13 protein-coding genes are annotated in these 17,941 nt (G+C 70.7%); 6 read left to right on the forward strand and 7 right to left on the reverse strand.

The genetic code is table 11. The features are described 5' to 3' along the window. Window positions 1-58: 58 nt before the first annotated feature. The gene (locus ACZ48Z_RS20165; RefSeq protein ID WP_468737207.1) at window positions 59-733 is read right to left on the reverse strand and encodes a DUF4232 domain-containing protein; all 675 of its coding nucleotides are present in this window, start codon (window positions 731-733) and stop codon (window positions 59-61) included. 161 nt (window positions 734-894) lie between these two features. Further along, on the reverse strand, window positions 895-3,276 hold the full coding sequence (locus ACZ48Z_RS20170) for a SpoIIE family protein phosphatase (protein WP_468737208.1): 2,382 nt from the start codon (window positions 3,274-3,276) through the stop codon (window positions 895-897). 268 nt (window positions 3,277-3,544) lie between these two features. Between ACZ48Z_RS20170 and ACZ48Z_RS20175 the strand changes: the two genes are divergently transcribed. Continuing rightward, complete coding sequence (locus ACZ48Z_RS20175) at window positions 3,545-6,643, forward strand: glycoside hydrolase family 2 TIM barrel-domain containing protein (protein ID WP_468737209.1); 3,099 nt, start codon at window positions 3,545-3,547, stop codon at window positions 6,641-6,643. A 148-nt stretch (window positions 6,644-6,791) separates the two neighbouring features. Then, window positions 6,792-9,035, forward strand: coding sequence for a glycoside hydrolase family 9 protein (locus ACZ48Z_RS20180; protein WP_468737210.1), 2,244 nt, complete (start codon window positions 6,792-6,794; stop codon window positions 9,033-9,035). Here the strand turns inward: ACZ48Z_RS20180 and qcrB are convergent. Both qcrB and sigJ read right to left on the reverse strand, forming a co-directional pair. Further along, on the reverse strand, window positions 8,980-10,509 hold the full coding sequence (gene qcrB / locus ACZ48Z_RS20185; protein WP_468737211.1) for a cytochrome bc1 complex cytochrome b subunit: 1,530 nt from the start codon (window positions 10,507-10,509) through the stop codon (window positions 8,980-8,982). The two genes, ACZ48Z_RS20180 and qcrB, sit on opposite strands and share 56 nt — an antisense overlap. After that, complete coding sequence (gene sigJ / locus ACZ48Z_RS20190; RefSeq protein ID WP_468737212.1) at window positions 10,506-11,414, reverse strand: RNA polymerase sigma factor SigJ; 909 nt, start codon at window positions 11,412-11,414, stop codon at window positions 10,506-10,508. The genes qcrB and sigJ overlap by 4 nt, the downstream gene beginning before the upstream one ends. A 232-nt stretch (window positions 11,415-11,646) precedes the next feature. Here sigJ and ACZ48Z_RS20195 point away from each other — a divergent pair, with 232 nt between their 5' ends. From ACZ48Z_RS20195 to ACZ48Z_RS20205, 3 genes are all read left to right on the forward strand, one after another. Then, window positions 11,647-11,892, forward strand: coding sequence for a hypothetical protein (locus tag ACZ48Z_RS20195; protein ID WP_468737213.1), 246 nt, complete (start codon window positions 11,647-11,649; stop codon window positions 11,890-11,892). 3 nt (window positions 11,893-11,895) lie between these two features. Beyond that, a complete protein-coding gene (locus ACZ48Z_RS20200; RefSeq protein WP_020134791.1) occupies window positions 11,896-12,273 on the forward strand; it encodes a hypothetical protein in 378 nt (125 codons plus the stop codon). A 544-nt stretch (window positions 12,274-12,817) separates the two neighbouring features. Beyond that, window positions 12,818-14,431, forward strand: a complete 1,614-nt coding sequence (locus ACZ48Z_RS20205) for an RICIN domain-containing protein (protein ID WP_468737214.1) — start codon at window positions 12,818-12,820, stop codon at window positions 14,429-14,431. Window positions 14,432-14,470: 39 nt separating this feature from the next. Here ACZ48Z_RS20205 and ACZ48Z_RS20210 read toward each other — a convergent pair whose 3' ends face one another. The 3 genes from ACZ48Z_RS20210 to ACZ48Z_RS20220 all read right to left on the reverse strand — a co-directional run bounded on the left by ACZ48Z_RS20210 (window position 14,471) and on the right by ACZ48Z_RS20220 (window position 17,099). After that, on the reverse strand, window positions 14,471-15,640 hold the full coding sequence (locus tag ACZ48Z_RS20210) for a lactate 2-monooxygenase (protein WP_468737215.1): 1,170 nt from the start codon (window positions 15,638-15,640) through the stop codon (window positions 14,471-14,473). A gap of 58 nt (window positions 15,641-15,698) precedes the next feature. Further along, window positions 15,699-16,400: an alpha/beta fold hydrolase gene (locus ACZ48Z_RS20215; protein ID WP_468737216.1), complete on the reverse strand. Its 702-nt coding sequence runs from the start codon at window positions 16,398-16,400 to the stop codon at window positions 15,699-15,701. A gap of 135 nt (window positions 16,401-16,535) precedes the next feature. Beyond that, on the reverse strand, window positions 16,536-17,099 hold the full coding sequence (locus ACZ48Z_RS20220) for a hypothetical protein (RefSeq protein WP_468737217.1): 564 nt from the start codon (window positions 17,097-17,099) through the stop codon (window positions 16,536-16,538). A 319-nt stretch (window positions 17,100-17,418) separates the two neighbouring features. Between ACZ48Z_RS20220 and ACZ48Z_RS20225 the strand changes: the two genes are divergently transcribed. Next, window positions 17,419-17,853, forward strand: a complete 435-nt coding sequence (locus ACZ48Z_RS20225; RefSeq protein WP_468737218.1) for a protease inhibitor — start codon at window positions 17,419-17,421, stop codon at window positions 17,851-17,853. The last annotated feature ends 88 nt before the right edge of the window (window positions 17,854-17,941 follow it).

The following is a 17,941-nucleotide window of genomic DNA, read 5'->3' on the forward strand; positions in this document are numbered from 1 at the left end:
GCCCGGTCATGAAACCAGGCGGGGGTAAGAAACCCGCCAATACCCCGATCCGGGCTGCTCAAGCCCCGGTGCCGGGGCTGAAGGGGATCAGCCGCACCGACGCCTCGGTGCCGGACACGGGGACCTCCCCGGCCTTCCAGAGCACCTTCAGTGGGTCCTCCTCGTCCGGCGGGGTCACCAGGAGCGCGGCAGGGGTTGCGGTGCCCGCCCCGCTGACCTCGGGGTTCGCGAAGGACAGCCCCGCCCAGGCGCTCTGGCCCGGCGCCAGGCTGACCGTCTCCGAACCGGCCGAGGAACGCTTCGGATCCGGACCCAGCTGCTTGCCGGAGGCATCGACGAAGGCCGTGCCCGGGTAGCCGTGGAGCGTGCAGGTGCGGCTCGACCTGTTCGTCAGCACGACCGGGAAGTTCTCCTGTCCGGCCCCCGGGTTGTTGCGGCCGACGGACGCGCCGAGCTCGGAGGTGTGGCAGCGGGTGCCGGAGACCGCGGACGGGGTGAGGGAGTTGCTCACCACGTCGGTCGGGACGCCGCTCGGCGCACCGGTGCCGTCATCGCCTTCCGTACCGGAGCCGGACGGTGTGGCGCTGCCGCTCGCGGGCGCTGCCGTGCCGGACTCCGTGCGCGGGGCGCTCGACGTGCCGTCGCCGCTGCCGCAGCCCGCCAGCAGACCGAGCATCGCGGCCGAGCCCGCGAGCAGGGCCGCCCGCCGGGCACCCAGGGACCTGTTCGTCATGTCTCCACACTCCAGGAGATGTCACGCACGCGCGCGTACGGCGCCTTGTGCCCCGTCGTGCCCCGTCACGGGGGTCCGATGCGGCGCGAGCCGGAAAAGTTCACTCGACCGGAGACGGGTTCACCGGATCGCAGCTCCGCCCGGGCTCCTCGCGGTCCCGCTCACTGCTCGTCGAGGAGTCCGATCTCCGCCCAGATCGTCTTGCCGTCGGGCGTGTGCCGACTGCCCCAGCGCTCGGTGAGCTGCGCGACGAGGAGCAGTCCCCGGCCGCCCTCGTCCCAGGTCTTGGCACGCCGAAGGTGCGGGGCGGTGTGGTTGGTGTCGGAGACCTCGCAGATCAGCGTGGCGGCGTCGTGGATGAGCCGCAGCCGGATGGGGTGGGCGCCGTAACGGATCGCGTTCGTCACCAGCTCGCTCACCACCAGTTCCGCCGTGAACGAGACCTCGCTCAGGTCCCAGCGGCCCAGCTGCCCCACGACCTGCTTGCGGACGGGCGCCACCAGGGCCGGGTCGGCCGGGATGTCCCAGGTCGCCACCTGGGAGGCGGGCAGACCCAGGGTGCGGGCCAGCAGCAGGGCCACGTCGTCGGAGGAGCCCCCGGACGGGAGCAGCGCGTGCAGCACCCGGTCGCAGCTCTCCTCCAGGGAGTCGGAGGGGATGGCCAGGGCGTCGCACAGCAGCTCACGACTGGCGTCGGCGTCCCGCTCCCGGGACTCGATCAGCCCGTCCGTGAACAGGGACAGCACGGTGCCCTCGGGCAGGCTCAGCTCGGCGGACTCGAACGGCAGGCCGCCCAGGCCCAGCGGCGGCCCCGCGGGCAGGTCCACCTCGCGGGGCATCCCGCCCGGCTTCAGCATCACGGGCGCCGGATGCCCGGCCCGGGCGAGTGTGCACCGCCGGGACACCGGGTCGTAGACGGCGTAGAGACAGGTGGCCCCGACCTCGCCCGGACTGCCCTCGCTGCCGGCCTCCACGGACAGCCGTACGACGAGGTCGTCGAGGTGGGTGAGCAGTTCGTCCGGTGCCAGGTCGATGTCGGCGAGGGTGCGGACGGCGGTACGCAGCCGGCCCATCGTCGCCGAGGCCTGGATGCCGCGTCCGACGACATCACCGACGACCATCGCGACCCGCATCCCGGACAGCGGGATCACGTCGAACCAGTCGCCGCCCACCCCCGCGCGCGCGGCCGGGAGATACCGGGAGGCGGCGTCCACGGCGGCCGTGCGCGGCAGGGAGCGGGGCAGCAGGCTGCGCTGGAGGGCGAGAGCCGTCTCGCGTTCGCGGGAGAACCGGCGGGCGTTGTCGATGCAGACCGCGGCCCGCGCCGTGATCTCCTCGGCCAGCAGCACGTCGTCCGGGGTGAAGGGGTCGGGGCGGCGATACCGGGTGAGGACCGCGACCCCGAGGGTCTGACCGCGGGCCTGGATCGGCACGGACATCGTGGAGTGGACACCGAACTCCTTGACCCGCTCGGCGCGGGGCCTGTTCCAGTTGAGCCACTGGTCCAGGCGTCCGGAGGCCACCGTGGCGACGATGGTGTGGCCCGCCGTCAGGGAGTCGGCCTGCGGAGAGGTGGCGGGATACAGCTCCGTGTGTCCGGGCTTCACCACCGCCATCGGATTGCCGGGGTCCACCGACTGGTGGGCGGCGCGGCGCAGCTCGACCGGTGCGGTCAGGGCCGCCGGGGCGTCACCGTGCTCCTGCGGGTCCAGCAGATCGACGCTGACGAAGTCGGCGAGGGCCGGACTGCAGACGTCCGCCAGTTCCTGGGCCGTGCGGGTCACGTCGAGGGTGGTGCCGATGCGCACACTCGCCTCGTTGAGCAGCTGGAGCCGCTCCCGGGCCAGGAAGTTGTCGGTGAAGTCGTGGGCGGCCAGGCAGACGCCCCGCACCCGGCCAGCGGGGTCGGTGATCGGCGCCATCCTGGCCAGCCAGGCGTGCGCGCTGGCCTCGCCGCCGGTCCGCATGTACGTCTGCACGTCCTTGGCCCGGCCGGTGCTGAGCACCTGCAGCAGGTGCTGCTCCAGCTCCTCGCTCTGCTGCTTGCCGCCGATCTCGGAGAGCCTGAGGCCCTGGATGCGCTTCTCGGGCAGCCCGATCACATCGGCCATGGCGTCGTTGACCCGGCGCAGCCGCAGCTGGTCGTCGTACACGGCGACGGCACAGGGCGACTGGGTCAGTACGGCCGTGCCCAGCGGGTCGTCGGGGGAGCGGGGTCCGCCGGGGTCGAGCGGGGTGACCACGAGCCAGTGCCCCGGGCCGCCGTCCGACGAATCCCGGTGGTGGGCGAGCAGCCACACCGACACGGCGGTGCCATCCCGGTGGCAGAGCGTGAGGTCGCCGTCCCAGCGGCCGTCCATGGGCCCGTCGGGCACCGCCTCACCCCCGTTGACCAGGAGGTTCGCCACGGGTCTGCCCACGACTTCGGCGGGCGACCAGCCCAGCAGCCGCTGCGCGCCGGCGTTCCACGCGACCAGCGTGCCGTCCTCCCCGACGACGGCCCGCGCCGTCGCGGCGTCGTCGAACGGGTACACGAGGGTCATCGTCGCCACTCCATTGCGCGCACTCTCAGTGAACAATCACGCCACTTGGGTTCCAAGCCTAGTGCGTCGCGCTCGTGCACGAACGGTGAACCCCTGCGTAGGCCTGGCTCGTCGCCGGACCGCCGTCAAGGGGGAATTCCGGCCGAGGTGGCGCGTGGGACAGAAGCAGCTCACCGAACCCTTGACGGCCGCGAGTGGCCCACCGTCAGATTGTGTTTGTTCACGATCAGTTGTGAGTACTTCTGGGCCCTGATGAGGGAGAGCCGCCATGTCGGTCACTCGCAGATCGGTTTTGCTCGCGTCCACGGCCGCACCGGCCGCCGGCGTCCTTCTGGCCGCACCGGTGGCCGGGGCCGCCGAAGCCGCGGGGAGCGCGTCCGGCCGCCGTACGGTCGCGCTGCGCGACGGCTGGCGCTTCGCGCTGGTCGATCCGGGCGGCATCACGGACCCGACGGGAGAGTACGCGGACGCCGCCGCCCCCGGATACGACGACTCGGAGTGGCGTGAGGTCGCGGTGCCGCACGACTGGAGCATCGAGCTCGCCCCGACCAGCGGGAACGGCACCACCAGCGGCACCGGGTTCTTCCCCGGCGGCCTGGGCTGGTACCGCCTCGCCTTCACCCTGCCGCCGGCCATGGCGGGCAAGCGGATCTCGGTGGAGTTCGACGGCGTCTACATGGACTCGTACGTCTACTGCAACGGCACCGAGGTGGGCCGCCACCCCTACGGCTACACCGGCTTCGCCCTCGACCTCACCGGTCTGCTGCACACCGACGGCACCACCGCGAACGTGATCGCGGTGAAGGTGCAGAACCGGCTCCCCAGCAGCCGCTGGTACTCGGGCAGCGGCATCTACCGGCAGGCCCGGCTGGTCGTCACCGAACCGGTGCACGTGGAACGCTGGGGCACCCGCGTCACCACCCCGGAGATCACCGGGAAGCGGGGCGTGGTCCACGTGAGCACCTCGGTGGTGAACGCTTCCGGCGCCGCCGCGGACGTCGAGGTCCTCTCCCGCGTCGTCGCCCCCGACGGACGTACGGTCGCCCGAGCCTCCTCCACGGTCGCCGTCACCGACAAGGCGACCGCGACCCATGAACTCACGGTCCCCGCACCGCGGTTGTGGGACCTCGACACCCCGCACCACCGCTACACGGTGCACACCGAACTGCGGGTCGGCGGCAGCACCACCGACACCCACCGCACCCCCTTCGGGTTCCGCGCCTTCCGCTTCGACCCGGACGAGGGCTTCCATCTCAACGGCACCCACCACAAGCTCAGGGGTGTCGACCTCCACCACGACCTGGGCGCCCTCGGCGCGGCCGTCAGCATCGACGCGATCCGCCGGCAGATGACCCTCATGAAGTCGATGGGCGTCAACGCCTTCCGCACCTCCCACAACCCGCCCTCCCCGGAGATGATCCAGGTCTGCGAGGAACTGGGCATCGTGATGCTGGTGGAGGCCTTCGACTGCTGGAAGAGCCCCAAGACCCGCTACGACTACGGACGGTTCTTCGGCGAGTGGTGCGAGCGGGACGCGACCGAGATGGTCCTCGCGGCCCGCAACTCGCCCGCGGTGCTGCTGTGGTCGATCGGCAACGAGATCCCCGACTCCACGTCCACCGCCGGGCTCGCCATGGCCGACCGGATCATCGCCGCGATCAAGGCCGTCGACGACACCCGCCCGCTGATCATCGGCTCCGACAAGTACCGCCGTCTGCCCGCCAAGGGCTCGGCGGCCGATCTGATGCTGGCCAAGCTGGACGGCCTGGGGCTGAACTACAACACCGCCAAGTCGGTGGACCAACTGCACGCCGCCTACCCGCACCTGTTCCTCTTCGAGTCCGAGTCCTCCTCGGAGACCTCGACGCGCGGCGCCTATCAGGAGCCCGAGCACCTCAACACCGGCGAGAACCACACGCCGGGCAGACGCGAGACCTCGTCGTACGACAACAACCTCGCCTCCTGGACCATGAGCGGCGAGTACGGGCTCAAGAAGGACCGGGACCGGAGGTGGTTCGCCGGGCAGTTCCTCTGGTCGGGCATCGACTACATCGGGGAGCCCACGCCGTACGACGTGTTCCCGGTGAAGGCGTCCTTCTTCGGCGCGGTCGACACCGCCGGCTTCCCGAAGGACATGTACCACCTCTTCCGCAGCCAGTGGGCCGACGAACCGATGGTCCATCTCGTTCCGATGACCTGGAACCACGCGGAGGGCGACACGGTCGAGGTGTGGGCGTACGCCAACGTGCCCACCGTCGAGCTGTTCCTCAACGGAAAGTCCCTCGGCACCCGGAGCTTCGACATCAAGAGGACCACCGACGGCCGGGAGTACCTGGAGACCACGGAGACGACAGGCGACGACAAGACCTTCACCGACGGCCCCTACCCCGGCAGTTACACCAGCCCGAGCGGCAGCGCGGGCAAGCTGCACCTGTCGTGGGAAGTGCCGTACGCGCCCGGCGAGTTGAAGGCCGTGGCCCGCAGGAAGGGGAAGGCCGTCGCCACCGATGTGCTGCGCACCGCCGGCGACGCCCACGCCGTGCGGCTCACCGCCGACCGCAAGTCGCTTGCCGCCGACGGGCGTTCACTGCTCTTCGTCACCGCGGAGGTTGTCGACTCCCGGGGCGTGGTGGTGCCGGACGCCGAGCATCCGATCTCCTTCGAGGTCACGGGCGGTTCCCTCGCCGGGCTCGACAACGGCCGGCAGGAGAGTGCCGAGCGCTACCAGGCGAGCACCCGGACCGCCTTCCACGGCAAGGCCCTCGCGATCGTGCGCTCCGGAACCGAGCCGGGCGTCCTGAGAGTCAGGGCGAGCGCGCAGGGGCTGCGGACGGGCACGGCGAAGGTGCGCACCACCGCGTCCCGGTCGGCCGCCGTGACCGAGCCGGCCACCTTCGCCGCAGACCCTCCGGTGCCTCCGAACCACCCGCACGCGGACGCCAGTTACTCCGGCCGACCGGACACCCTTCCCGCCGCGATGCTCGACGGCGACCCGGCCACCGGCTGGTCCAACGCCTTCAGCAAGGCCGCCACCGCCCTGCTGCCCGCGTTCAGCGGTGCGAGGGCCGGGGACTGGGTCTCCGTGGACCTCGGACGCACCAGGACCCTCGACCGGGCCGAGATCTCCTTCACCCTGAGCGCGACGCACAGCCTCCCGGCCGCAGTCGAGGCCGAAGTGTGGGACGGCAAGCGGTATGTGCCGGTCGAGGGCGCCTCGGTCGTCTGGGCCGCCGCCTCCGACGAACCGACGGTGATCACGTTCGCCGCCGTGGGGGGATCCCGCCTCCGGCTGACCATGACCAGCGCCTCACCGGGAGGGCCCAAGGGCGCTGTGCGCATCAGCAAGTTGGAGGTACCGGCCGTCTGAGAGCCGGCCCGGAGAACGGTCCGGCCGGGATTCCGTCCTGTCCGGACCGTTGACGGGGTGTCATGACTGCAACAACCATGGCCTGCGTCCGCATCTGGGAGCGCTCCCATCACGAGCGTCCCCCGCCCCTCACTGGAGGAGCCCAGACGTGAAACGACGCAGAACCACCTTGCTGTGCCTGACGGCCTTGCTGGGAACGGCACTTGTGGCCTCACCCGCGTCCCCGGCCGTCGCCGACGAGGTCGAGCAGCTCAAGAACGGCACCTTCGACACCGCCACCGAGCCCTGGTGGACGAGCAGCAACGTCACCGCGGGCCTGTCCGACGGACAGCTCTGCGCGAACGTGCCGGGCGGCACCGCCAACCGCTGGGACGCCGCCGTCGGCCAGAACGACGTCACCCTGGTGAAGGGGGAGTCGTACAAGTTCTCCTTCACCGCGAACGGATCGCCCGAGGGCCACGTCCTGCGGGCGATCGTCGGGCTGCAAGTGGCGCCCTATGACACCTACTTCGAGGTGAGCCCCCAGCTGAGCGTCTCGGGGAACTCCTACTCCTACACGTTCACCTCGCCCGTCGACACCGCACAGGGCCAGGTCGGCTTCCAACTCGGCGGCAGCGCCGACCCGTTCCGCTTCTGCATGGACGACGTGTCCCTGCTGGGCGGGGTCCCGCCCGAGGTGTACGAGCCCGACACCGGGCCGCGCGTGCGCGTCAACCAGGTCGCCTATCTGCCCGCCGGACCCAAGAACGCCACCCTGGTCACCGACGCCACGACGAAACTGCCCTGGCAGCTCAAGAGCGCAGCCGGTGCCACCGTCGCCCACGGCTGGAGCGTGCCGCGGGGTATCGACGTCTCCTCCGGGCAGAACGTCCACTCCATCGACTTCGGCGCCTACAGGAAGCGCGGCGCGGGCCTCACCCTGGTCGCGGACGGCCAGACCAGCCGGCCCTTCGACATCGGCACGAGCGCTTACGAGCAGCTGCGGACCGACGCGGCGAAGTACTACTACACCCAGCGCAGCGGCATCGCGATCCGCGACGACCTGCGCCCGGGCTACGGCCGTGCCGCCGGGCACGTGAACGCGGCACCCAACCAGGGCGACAAGAACGTGCCCTGCCAGCCGGGCGTGTGCGACTACACCCTCGACGTCACCGGCGGCTGGTACGACGCCGGCGACCACGGAAAGTACGTGGTGAACGGTGGCATCTCCACCTGGGAGGTGCTGAGCACGTACGAACGCGAACTGCTGGCCCGCACCGGGCAGCCCGGGAAGCTGGGCGACGGCACCCTCGCGATCCCGGAGAGCGGCAACAAGGTGCCCGACATCCTCGACGAGGCCCGCTGGGAGCTGGAGTTCCTGCTGAAGATGCAGGTGCCGGACGGGCAGCCGCTGGCCGGGATGGCCCACCACAAGGTCCACGACGAGCAGTGGACCGGCCTGCCGCTCCTGCCGAGCGACGACCCGCAAAAGCGTGAGCTGCACCCGGCGTCCACCGCGGCGACCCTGAACCTGGCCGCGACCGCCGCGCAGGCCGCCCGCCTGTACAAGCGGTACGACAAGGCGTTCGCCGCGAAGGCGCTGGCGGCCGCCCGCAGGGCATGGACCGCGGCGCTCGCCCATCCCGATCTGTACGCCTCGGAGAGCGACGGCATCGGAGGCGGCACCTACGCCGACAACAACGTCTCCGACGAGTTCTACTGGGCGGCGGCCGAGCTGTATCTGACCACGGGAGAGAAGGCGTTCCAGGACCACGTGCTCGCCTCACCCGTCCACACCGCCGACATCTTCACCCCCGTCGGCTACGACTGGGCCCGCACAGCCGCCGCGGCCCGTCTGGACCTGGCGACCGTGCCGAGCAAGCTGCCCGGCCGGGACAAGGTCCGGCAGTCGGTCGTCAAGGGCGCCGACCGCTACCTGGCCACGCTGAACGCCCACCCGTACGGCATGCCGTACGCCCCGGAGGGCAACCTCTACGACTGGGGTTCCAACCACCAGATCCTGCACAACGGGATCGTCATCGCCACCGCCTACGACATCACCGGAGGCTCGAAGTACCGTGACGGCGCCCTCCAGGGCATCGACTACATCTTCGGCCGCAACGCGCTGAACATCTCGTACGTCACCGGCTACGGCGAGGTCAACTCCCACAACCAGCACGCCCGTTGGTACGCCCACCAGCTCGACCCGAACATGCCGAACCCGCCGAAGGGAACCCTCGCGGGCGGGGCGAACTCGGGCATCCAGGACCCCTACGCGCAGAGCAAACTCCAGGGCTGTGTCGGCCAGTTCTGCTACATCGACGACATCCAGTCCTGGTCGACCAACGAGCACACCATCAACTGGAACTCGGCCCTGACCCGGATGGCGTCCTTCGTGGCGGATCAAGGCTGACCTTCGGGTGCTCCACCAGCTCACCGGGCCGCTCGTGCGCGGTGAGCGTGTGGAGTTCGGCCTGATCGAGCGGCTGGTGCACCTCGACGTACTCACCGTGCGGCAGCCGCTTGATCACGCCGGTCTCCCGGCCGTGCAACACCAGCTCCCGGTCCCGGAGTTGGAGACCCAGGCAGATGCGCCGGGTGGCGACGAAGACCACCGCCGGGACGACGAACATCCCGATCCGCACGGCCCATGTGACCGTGTTGATCGACAGATGGAGCCGGGTCGCCACGATGTCGTTGCCGCCGCCCGCGAGCAGGATCAGGTACAGGCTGATCCAGGACGCGCCGATCGCCGTACGCACGGGACGGTTGCGCGGGCGGTCCAGCAGATGGTGCTCCCGCCGGTCCTTGGTGAACCGGGCCTCCAGGAACGGATACACACCGATGAAGACCAGGAGGAGGGGGAAGATCACGACCGGGATCAAGACCCCGAGGACCAGTGTGTGTCCCCACAGGGTGATCTCCCACCCCGGCATCACCCGCACCAGCCCCTCCGCGAACCCCAGGTACCAGTCAGGCTGGGCGCCCGTGGAGACCTGGTCGGCGCGGTAAGGGCCGTACGACCAGACCGGGTTGATGGACGCCACGGCCGCGATGAACGTGAGCGTTCCGAAGACCAGGAAGAAGAAGCCGCCCGCCTTCGCCAGGTACACCGGGAAGAACGGCGTTCCGACCACGTTGCGTTCGGTCTTTCCCGGGCCCGCGAACTGGGTGTGCTTGTGGTGGACGACCAGGATCAGGTGGGCCACCACGAGGGCCGCCATGATGCCCGGGATCACCAGGATGTGCAGCGAGTAGAAACGGGCCACGATGTCGTGGCCGGGGAACTCGCCGCCGAACAGGAACAGCGAGAGATACGTCCCCACGATCGGCACCGACAGGGTGGCGCCGTAGACGAACCTGAGGCCCGTGCCCGACAGCAGGTCGTCCGGCAGGGAGTAGCCGAAGAGGCCCTCGAACAGGCCGAGGAACAACAGGGCCCAGCCGAACAGCCAGTTGACCTCGCGCGGCTTGCGGAACGAGCCCGTGAAGAAGTGCCGCATCATGTGCGTGAGCATGGCGGCCACGAAGACCAGCGCCGACCAGTGGTGGAGCTGCCGGATCAGCAGTCCGCCGCGCACGTCGAAGCTGATGTCCAGCGTCGAGGCGTACGCCTCCGACATGCGCACGCCGTTCAGGGGCGTGTAACTGCCGTGGTACGTCACCTCGTTCATCGACGGATGGAAGAACAGGGTCAGCCACACACCGGTCAGGATCAGCACCACGAAGCTGTACAGGCAGATCTCGCCGAGCAGGAAGGACCAGTGGTCCGGGAAGACCTTGCGCAGGTACTTCGCGCCGAGCGTGCGGGTGCCGAGACGCCCGTCCAGCCAGCCCGCCACCCGCTCGCCCCTCGCCGGCCGCGCCGGACGCTGTGTGAGGGTCACGCCTCCTCCTTCCGGACGTGCGTGAGCTTGTCGGGATTGGTGACGACGAAGAGGTTCGAGACCCGGTCGCCCTCCGGCGTGAGGTCCAGGACGATCACCGCGAGCGGCGAGCCCTGCTCGAACAGCACGGCCGCGTCGTCGCCGTTGACGCGCCGGTACCGCAGGTCCAGGTGCCGTGTCCCGCCCCGCTTCGCGTACCCGGCGAGCAGCCGGGCCGCCTTGTCCCGGCCGTGCACCGGACGCAGGGCCTGCTTGCGCATGCCGCCGCCGTCCGTCCACACCGTCACGTCCGGCGCGAGGATCTCCAGCAACTCGGCGATGTCCCCGCCGACCGCTGCCCGCACGAACCGTTCGGTCGCCTCCCGGCGCACCCGGGGATGCGCCTCGTACAGCGGCCGGCGGGCATGCACATGGGCACGCGCCCGGTGCGCCAACTGCCGTACGGCGGCCGGGGCGCGATCGATGATCTCCGCGATCTCGGTGTGGGCGTACCCGAACACCTCGTGCAGCACGAACACCGCGCGTTCCAGCGGGGACAGGGACTCCAGGACCACCAGCATCGCGAGCGACACGGACTCGGTCCGCAGCGCCGGGCCGTCGGCGGCGGGGGCCTCGTCGGTGACCAGGGGCTCCGGCAGCCACGGACCGACGTAGGTCTCACGGCGGCGGTTGACCACCGCCCGCCGCTGGAGCGCCTGGTTGACGGCGATCCGGACCAGATAGGCACGCGGGTTGTCGATTCCGCCGGTGCCCCGGCGCGACCACGACAGCCAGGTCTCCTGGAGCACGTCCTCGGTGTCGGCGACACCGCCGAGCATGTTGTAGACGACACCGAACAGCAGCTCTCGGTGCTCGACGAAGACACCGGTCGCGTCTTCGACGTCGGGAACGGGTATCTCGGACATGTCGTGTGGCCTCCCAGTGGCACGCTCACTACTGCGAGGCCTTCAGCTACCGGAATGTGACATCGGACGGCCCGAATGTGACCCACGCCTCACCGAGCCGGGTCGGTGGGCCGGGACGCGCCGAACGTCCTGCGGGATTCGGACAGCATGTTCGTGAGCTCGTGGTACCGCCGAAAACATGGCTTGAACTGGGAGTATTTACGGTTGAGTACCCGAGCGGTACCGTGAGGACATGCCAGCTCTCAACGTGGAGTTCAGCGATCGCGAGCTAGAGGACCTGCGGCAGATCGCCAAGGAGCGCGGTACGTCGATGAAGGCCCTCGTACGGGAGGCTGCCGCGGCCGACATCGCCCGGCACCGGGCCCTCCAGGAAGGCGCGGAGGCCTTCCGGCGGTTCTTCGCCGCCCATGCCGACGAGTTCGCCGCCGCGTTCCCCGAGGACGAACCGGCGGCCGAGGGCACGGGGCGGGTCGGCTGACCGATGGCTTCCGTCGTCCACATCGACGTGCCCTGGCTGCTCCAGCGGCACGAAGAGGTCCTGCCCGAGCAGCCCACGATCAACGACTTCTCGGCCCTCGTCGCCGCCGTCGCCCGGCATCGCGTCGACCCGCCGCGGCTCGGCGTCGACTCCGACCCGGCCTGGCGTGCCGCCGCTCTGCTGCACACCCTCGCGCTGCTCAAGCCCTTACCGTCCGCCAACGCCCGCTTCGCCTGCGCCACCGCCGTGGCCTACATGTTCGTCAGCGGTGTGGGCATCGACCCGCCCTACGGTGCCCTCGTCGACCTCGCCCGCGACCTGATCTCCGGCAAGACCGACGTGTACGGCGCGGCGGACCGGCTGCGCTCCTGGCAGATCTGAGCCGGCCGAGCGGATCCTGAGCCGGACTGAGGGCCGGAGCCAGGCGCCCCGGCCGGCCGTCGGCCAACCCGCCCCCGGGGCCGCCGACCGGGGGCGGGAGGAACAGGGCCGGCGGCCGGGGCTTCGCGCGGGAGAGCCGCCGTGCCGCGCGGGGCCTTCGAGAAGGACCGGTACCAGTGGACTACCCGTCGCCGTGCGAAGGGAGCGTGCGCGGCGCTCCGGCGCGTGCGCGGGTTTCACACGGGGCGCATGGAATGTCGAAAGCGGGTACGGGTGAACGCAGTTGCGAGGGCCTGCGGCGAACTTTCCCGTGTCTCCGATGTTGCCCGGGTGCCTTGTTGGTCACGAGTGACTTGTGCAATGGTGAACCACCTGTGTGGGGGGCAGGGGCCGGGCTGCATTCGTCCCGTGGGGAACCGGGATGGACAGGCGTCGGTGAATTCGTGCTTCCCACGCCCGCCCGAAAGGGATGCGCCCTTCGGCGCTTTCTTTTCGGCAACGAGAACTTCTGTGAGTCCCATGCCCGTGGGAAGGAATCCGCTCAGTGCCCACCCCCCACCCACCGCTCCCGCCTTACCCGCCGCCGGGCGCCGCGTCCGGCGAATCCGACGAGGACCTCGCAGCCCGGCTCAGAGGCCGTCCCGACGGCGAGGCCGCCCAGTCCGTCGCGCTGCTCATGGCGCGCCACTGGAAACCGGCCCACGAATACGCGGTCATCTGTCTCGCCTCCCCGTCCGAGACCGCTTCCATGGTGGCCACGGCCGCCTTCCACCAGGTACTGGACCGGCTCGCGCTCGGCGAACCGGCCCTCGCGCTGCGGCCCAGAACCCTTGTGGCCGTGCGGGACACGGTCAAGGAGTGGACGGCCGAGGACCGGATAACCGACGTTCTGCCGGATTTGGTGAAACCCAACGGCGGCCGGGGTATGCGGGCCGCGAAGTCCATGACACCGGAAAACCGCAAGCTCGCCGAGCGGTCATTCCAGTCCCTTCCCGGACTCGCCCGCTGTCTGCTGTGGCACACCGAGGTGGAGGCGGAGTCGATTACCGTGCCCGCCGCACTCCTCGGCATGGCCACCGACACCGCGTCGACGGCGCTCGAACAGGCGCGTGAAAAATTCCGGGAAGGATGTGTACATGCCCATCGGGAACTCGCTCCGACCAAGGACTGCCGCTTCTACAACCGCCTCCTCGACGTTCCGATTCGTCGCGGCGGAACCCTGCTGCCGGATGTCCAGCAGCATCTCTCGGAGTGCCGCTACTGCCGTTCCGCCGCGGAACAACTGAGCCATTTCGAGGGCGGTCTGGGCATACTGCTCGCCGAGGCGGTGCTCGGCTGGGGTGCCCGCCGCTATCTCGAACTGCGCGCCGGGCGTACGCCCCAGGAGGCGGGACGCCGGGGCAGCGGCCGGCACGGGGCGGCCCGCCGCCGCATCCTCGCGCGCATTCCCACACCCGGCCGGCGCGATCCCGGCACGGGTGGCGGACTGCGGTCCTCTCGGACGCTCCTCACCGGCGTGGGCCTCACCTCCGCGGGACTCCTCGCCGTCATGCTCGCCTCCGGGCTGTGGTCGCACGACGACGGGGCCGACCCGGCCGCCTCCACCAGCGCCAGCGACGAGGGCGTGGTCCCGGGAGCCGGGCCCGGGACGCCGGGCACCGCCCAGCTGCCCAACGCACCCGAGGTGACCCGGCTGCGCAACGCCGCCGCCGGCCTCTGCCTCGACATCCGGGGCACGCCCAAGGAGGGCGCCGCCGCCGAACTGGCGACCTGCTCCACCGAGCGGACCCAGCAGTGGTCGTACGAGATCGACGGCCTGCTGCGCAGCGAGGCGGATCCCGAGCTGTGCCTGGACTCGCATGTGGACGCGGGCGTGGTCATCCTCGGCGAGTGCGCCGACGCGAAGGCGAAGCGAGGCGGTGATGTGCGCTACGACCTCACCGTGCAGGGGGAGTTGCTGCCCCGCTGGGACGAGCAGCTCGCTCTCGCCACCACCACCGAGGCCCCGGGCGCCGACATCGTCGTCAAGGTCCGTGACCACTCGGACCAGCAGCGCTGGCTGACCGACCCCGCCACCGACGCCAGCCCCGGCTCGCTGTCGGTCACCGGGAGCGAGGCCCCGCAGGCGCGGCCCGCCGACCTCACGGACCGGACCTAGGAACAGGGGGAGGCCTTCCCGCAAGGAGGCCTCCCCCTGTCAGGCTGGGCTCTCCACGAGGTCGTCGGGGCCGATCGTCGCCGGTGTCGCGTGCCCGGACAGCGCCAGCGTGAGGTCCAGCTCGGCGAGCAGGCAGCGGATCACGTGCTCGACGCCCGGCTGCCCGTCGAGGCCCAGGCCGTAGACATAGGGCCGTCCGAGGAGGACCGCGCGGGCGCCGAGCGCGAGGGCCTTGAAGACGTCGTCGCCGGTGCGGATCCCGCTGTCGAAGAGCACGGTCAGCCGGTCACCGACCGCCTCCACCACCCGTGGCAGTGCGTCGGCCGCGGCGACGGACCCGGCCACCTGCCGTCCGCCGTGGTTGGACACCACGACCCCGTCCATCCCGGCGTCGGCGGCCAGCCGGGCGTCGTCCGGGTGCAGGACACCCTTGAGCACGATCGGCCCGTCCCAGTGCTCCCGCAGGAACGCGAGATCGGGCCAGGTCTTGCCGGGGTCCGCGAACATCCCGACGAAATGCAGGACGGCCGCGTTCGGGTCCTCGTGCACCGGCTTGGCCAGGCCCGCCTGAAAGGCCGGGTCGGAGAAGTAGTTGGCGGTGCCCACGCCGTGCAGGAACGGCAGATACGCCTGGTCGAGGTCGCGGGGCCGCCAGGACAGCAGCGGGGTGTCCAGGGTGACGACCAGGGCCGTGAACCCGGCCGCCCTCGCCCGGTTCAGGAAGCTCAGGGCCACCTCGGGGTCCTTCGGCCAGTACAGCTGGAACCAGCGCTCGGCGTCCCCCATCGCCTCGGCGACCTGCTCCATCGGCGTACTGGACGCCGACGACAGGATGTACGGCACGCCCTGCGCCGCGGCTGCCCGGGCGGCGGCCGGCTCCGCGCCCGGGTGCATGATCGACAGGACGCCGACCGGTGCCAGGGCCAGCGGGACGGGCAGGGAGCGACCCAACACCTCGACCGACAGGTCGCGTTCGTGGACGTCCCGCAACATGCGCGGGACGATCCGGCGCCGCTCCAGGGCCACCCGGTTCGCCCGCGCCGTACTGCCGTCACCCGCGCTGCCCGCCACATAGCCCACCGGGCCGGGCCCGAGCCGCTGCTCGGTCAGCTCCTCCAGCCGGGTCAGGTCGGTGGGGAGCCGGGGCACCGCGCCGGACATGCCGCTCAGGTAGATCTCGTACTGGAAGTCCGCCCAGTGCCTGGCCATTCGTCCGCACCGCCTCTCGTCGTCGAGTGCGTCGACGATATCCGTGGGCGGGCGCAGGTCAGGAGCGGGTGGCGGTCCCGGACTCGGCAAGGATCCGGGCCAGTTCGCGCGGCTGCGAGTACATCGGCCAGTGCCCGGTGTCCATCTCGACCAGGTTCCAGCGCTCGCTCTTCAGCAACTCGGTCACGACGGGCATCGGTTCACCGCCGTCGAGGAGGCACTTGACGTAGGTGGCCGGGAGGTCGCCGAGGGGACGAGTGAGGACGGCCGGTTCGGTGAGCGTCGCGCCCGGGTGCGGGGTCGCATCAGCGAGGATCCGGGATATCTGCTCGTCCGTCAGCCCCTGGTCGGCGTAGTGGTCGGCGCCCACCGGCGGCCAGAAGCCGTCGTTCTCCTCGATCTGCTTGCGCACATGGTCGCTCGGCCACCCCGACAGGAACGACTCCCCGTCGACGGGTACGTCGGAGTCCACGAACACCACTCGCGCGAGCCGGCCGCCGATCCGTTCGGCCGCCTGTCCCACGGGTACGCCCGCGTAGCTGTGTCCGACCAGCACCACCTCGCGCAGGTCCAGCCGCTCGACCTCGGCGACGATGTCCTGAACGTGCGTCTGCTGTCCCGCCGGGACACCGCGCTTGTCCGCGAGGCCCGACAGGGTCAGGGGACGGGGCCGGTGCCCGGCCGCGCGCAGCTCGGCCGCGACCTCGTCCCACGCCGACGCCCCGAGTCTCGCTCCCGCCACCAGTACGAAGTCGGTCATGCCCGCAATGTAGTCGAGGGCACTGACATCGCCCCGGGCCGGTGGTGCCTCTCCGGATCGAACCGGGCGCGGATGCCGTCCTGCCGGGGCCTGCCGACGGCACGGCTCGCGGCAGGACCCCAGCCGGCGGGCGTCTCATCCCTGTTCCGTGTCCTCGGTGGAGGTGTCGGCCACCTCCTCGGCGTCCGGTCCCTGGGCCCGCACCCGCTGGACGTGCTCCAAGGACTCCCGCAGCTCGGCGAGCCAGTCGTCGCTGTGGCGCTGGACCAGCCGGACGCACCAGGCGAGGGCGTCACTGCGGCTGCGGGCGACCCCGGCGGCGATGAGGGTGTCCAGGACCTGGCGCTCGGGCTGGCGCAGCCGGGTCATGACGGGCGCGGCCACATGTGTGAACAGGACGCGCTCACCGCCGCACTCCACACCCCAGGAGACCTTCCGGCGGAACGTGTGCTCGGCCTCACGCGCGACTGTGATCCGCTCGTCCCTGGTGCGTTCCCGGAACTCCTGGATCCGGCTCTGTACGGCCGCTTCCCGCTCGGCGGCCGAGACGTCCTCGGCGAGCCGGGGCTCGGGGATGCGGCCGACCACGGTGATCTCCTCGCGGTCGACGACCACCTCGGCCGGGGCGTCGAAGAGATCGTCGGGCAGCCGGCCGGCGAACCAGCCGCGCAGCTTCTCTCGCTGTTCGTTGGTAATCATGTAATGACGATTACTCCACCGAAGCGTGAACGCAAGGGAACGTGACGGTGTGCGCTGACGGCTGAAGCGGAATGTTTCAGGCCTATTGCCGAGGCGGGGTGATCAGGCCATCCGGCCGGATCGGACGATCAAGAACCGTGCGGTTGAAGGGATCGGATGTTCGGATGATGTGACTTCACGCCACTGATTCAATACGCAAGGTTACTGAAACCTGTGGGGTCGATGTGAAGTTCGGGCCAGGACTCGGCAGACTCACGCTCGCCGCTCCGGCACCGACCGAGTCGGAGGGCACCCTCGAACCAGCGGAAGGATGCACACAATGCGGAACACCGCGCGCTGGGCAGCGACCCTCGGCCTCACGGCCACCGCCGTCTGCGGACCCCTGACCGGGGCCGCTCTCGCCGAACCGGCCGCCGCTCCCATGGGCCTCTACGCCCCGTCCGCGCTCGTGCTCACCCTCGGCCACGGCGACAGCGCCGCCGCCGTCACCCCGGAACGGGCCGTGACCCTGACCTGTGCCCCGACCTCGTCGGGCACCCACCCGGCAGCGGCCCAGGCCTGCGCCGAACTGCGCGCCGTCGGAGGCGACCTGGAGGCCCTGGTGAACAGGAGCGACGCGCAGTGCACCAAGGAGTACGCCCCCCTGGTGGTCACCGTCGACGGCGTGTGGAGGGGCAAGCGCGTCTCCTATGAGCACACCTTCGCCAACGAGTGCGTGAAGAACTCCTACGGGGCGAGCGTCTTCACGTTCTGAGACCGGGATCGCATGGTTCCCGTGATCTGTCCGAGGGGCTCGCGGTTGGGGAGTGCCGCCCCTCTCACGGAACCCTGTGATCCCGCAC

The sequence above is a fragment of the Streptomyces sp. NPDC031225 genome, assembly GCF_055570355.1.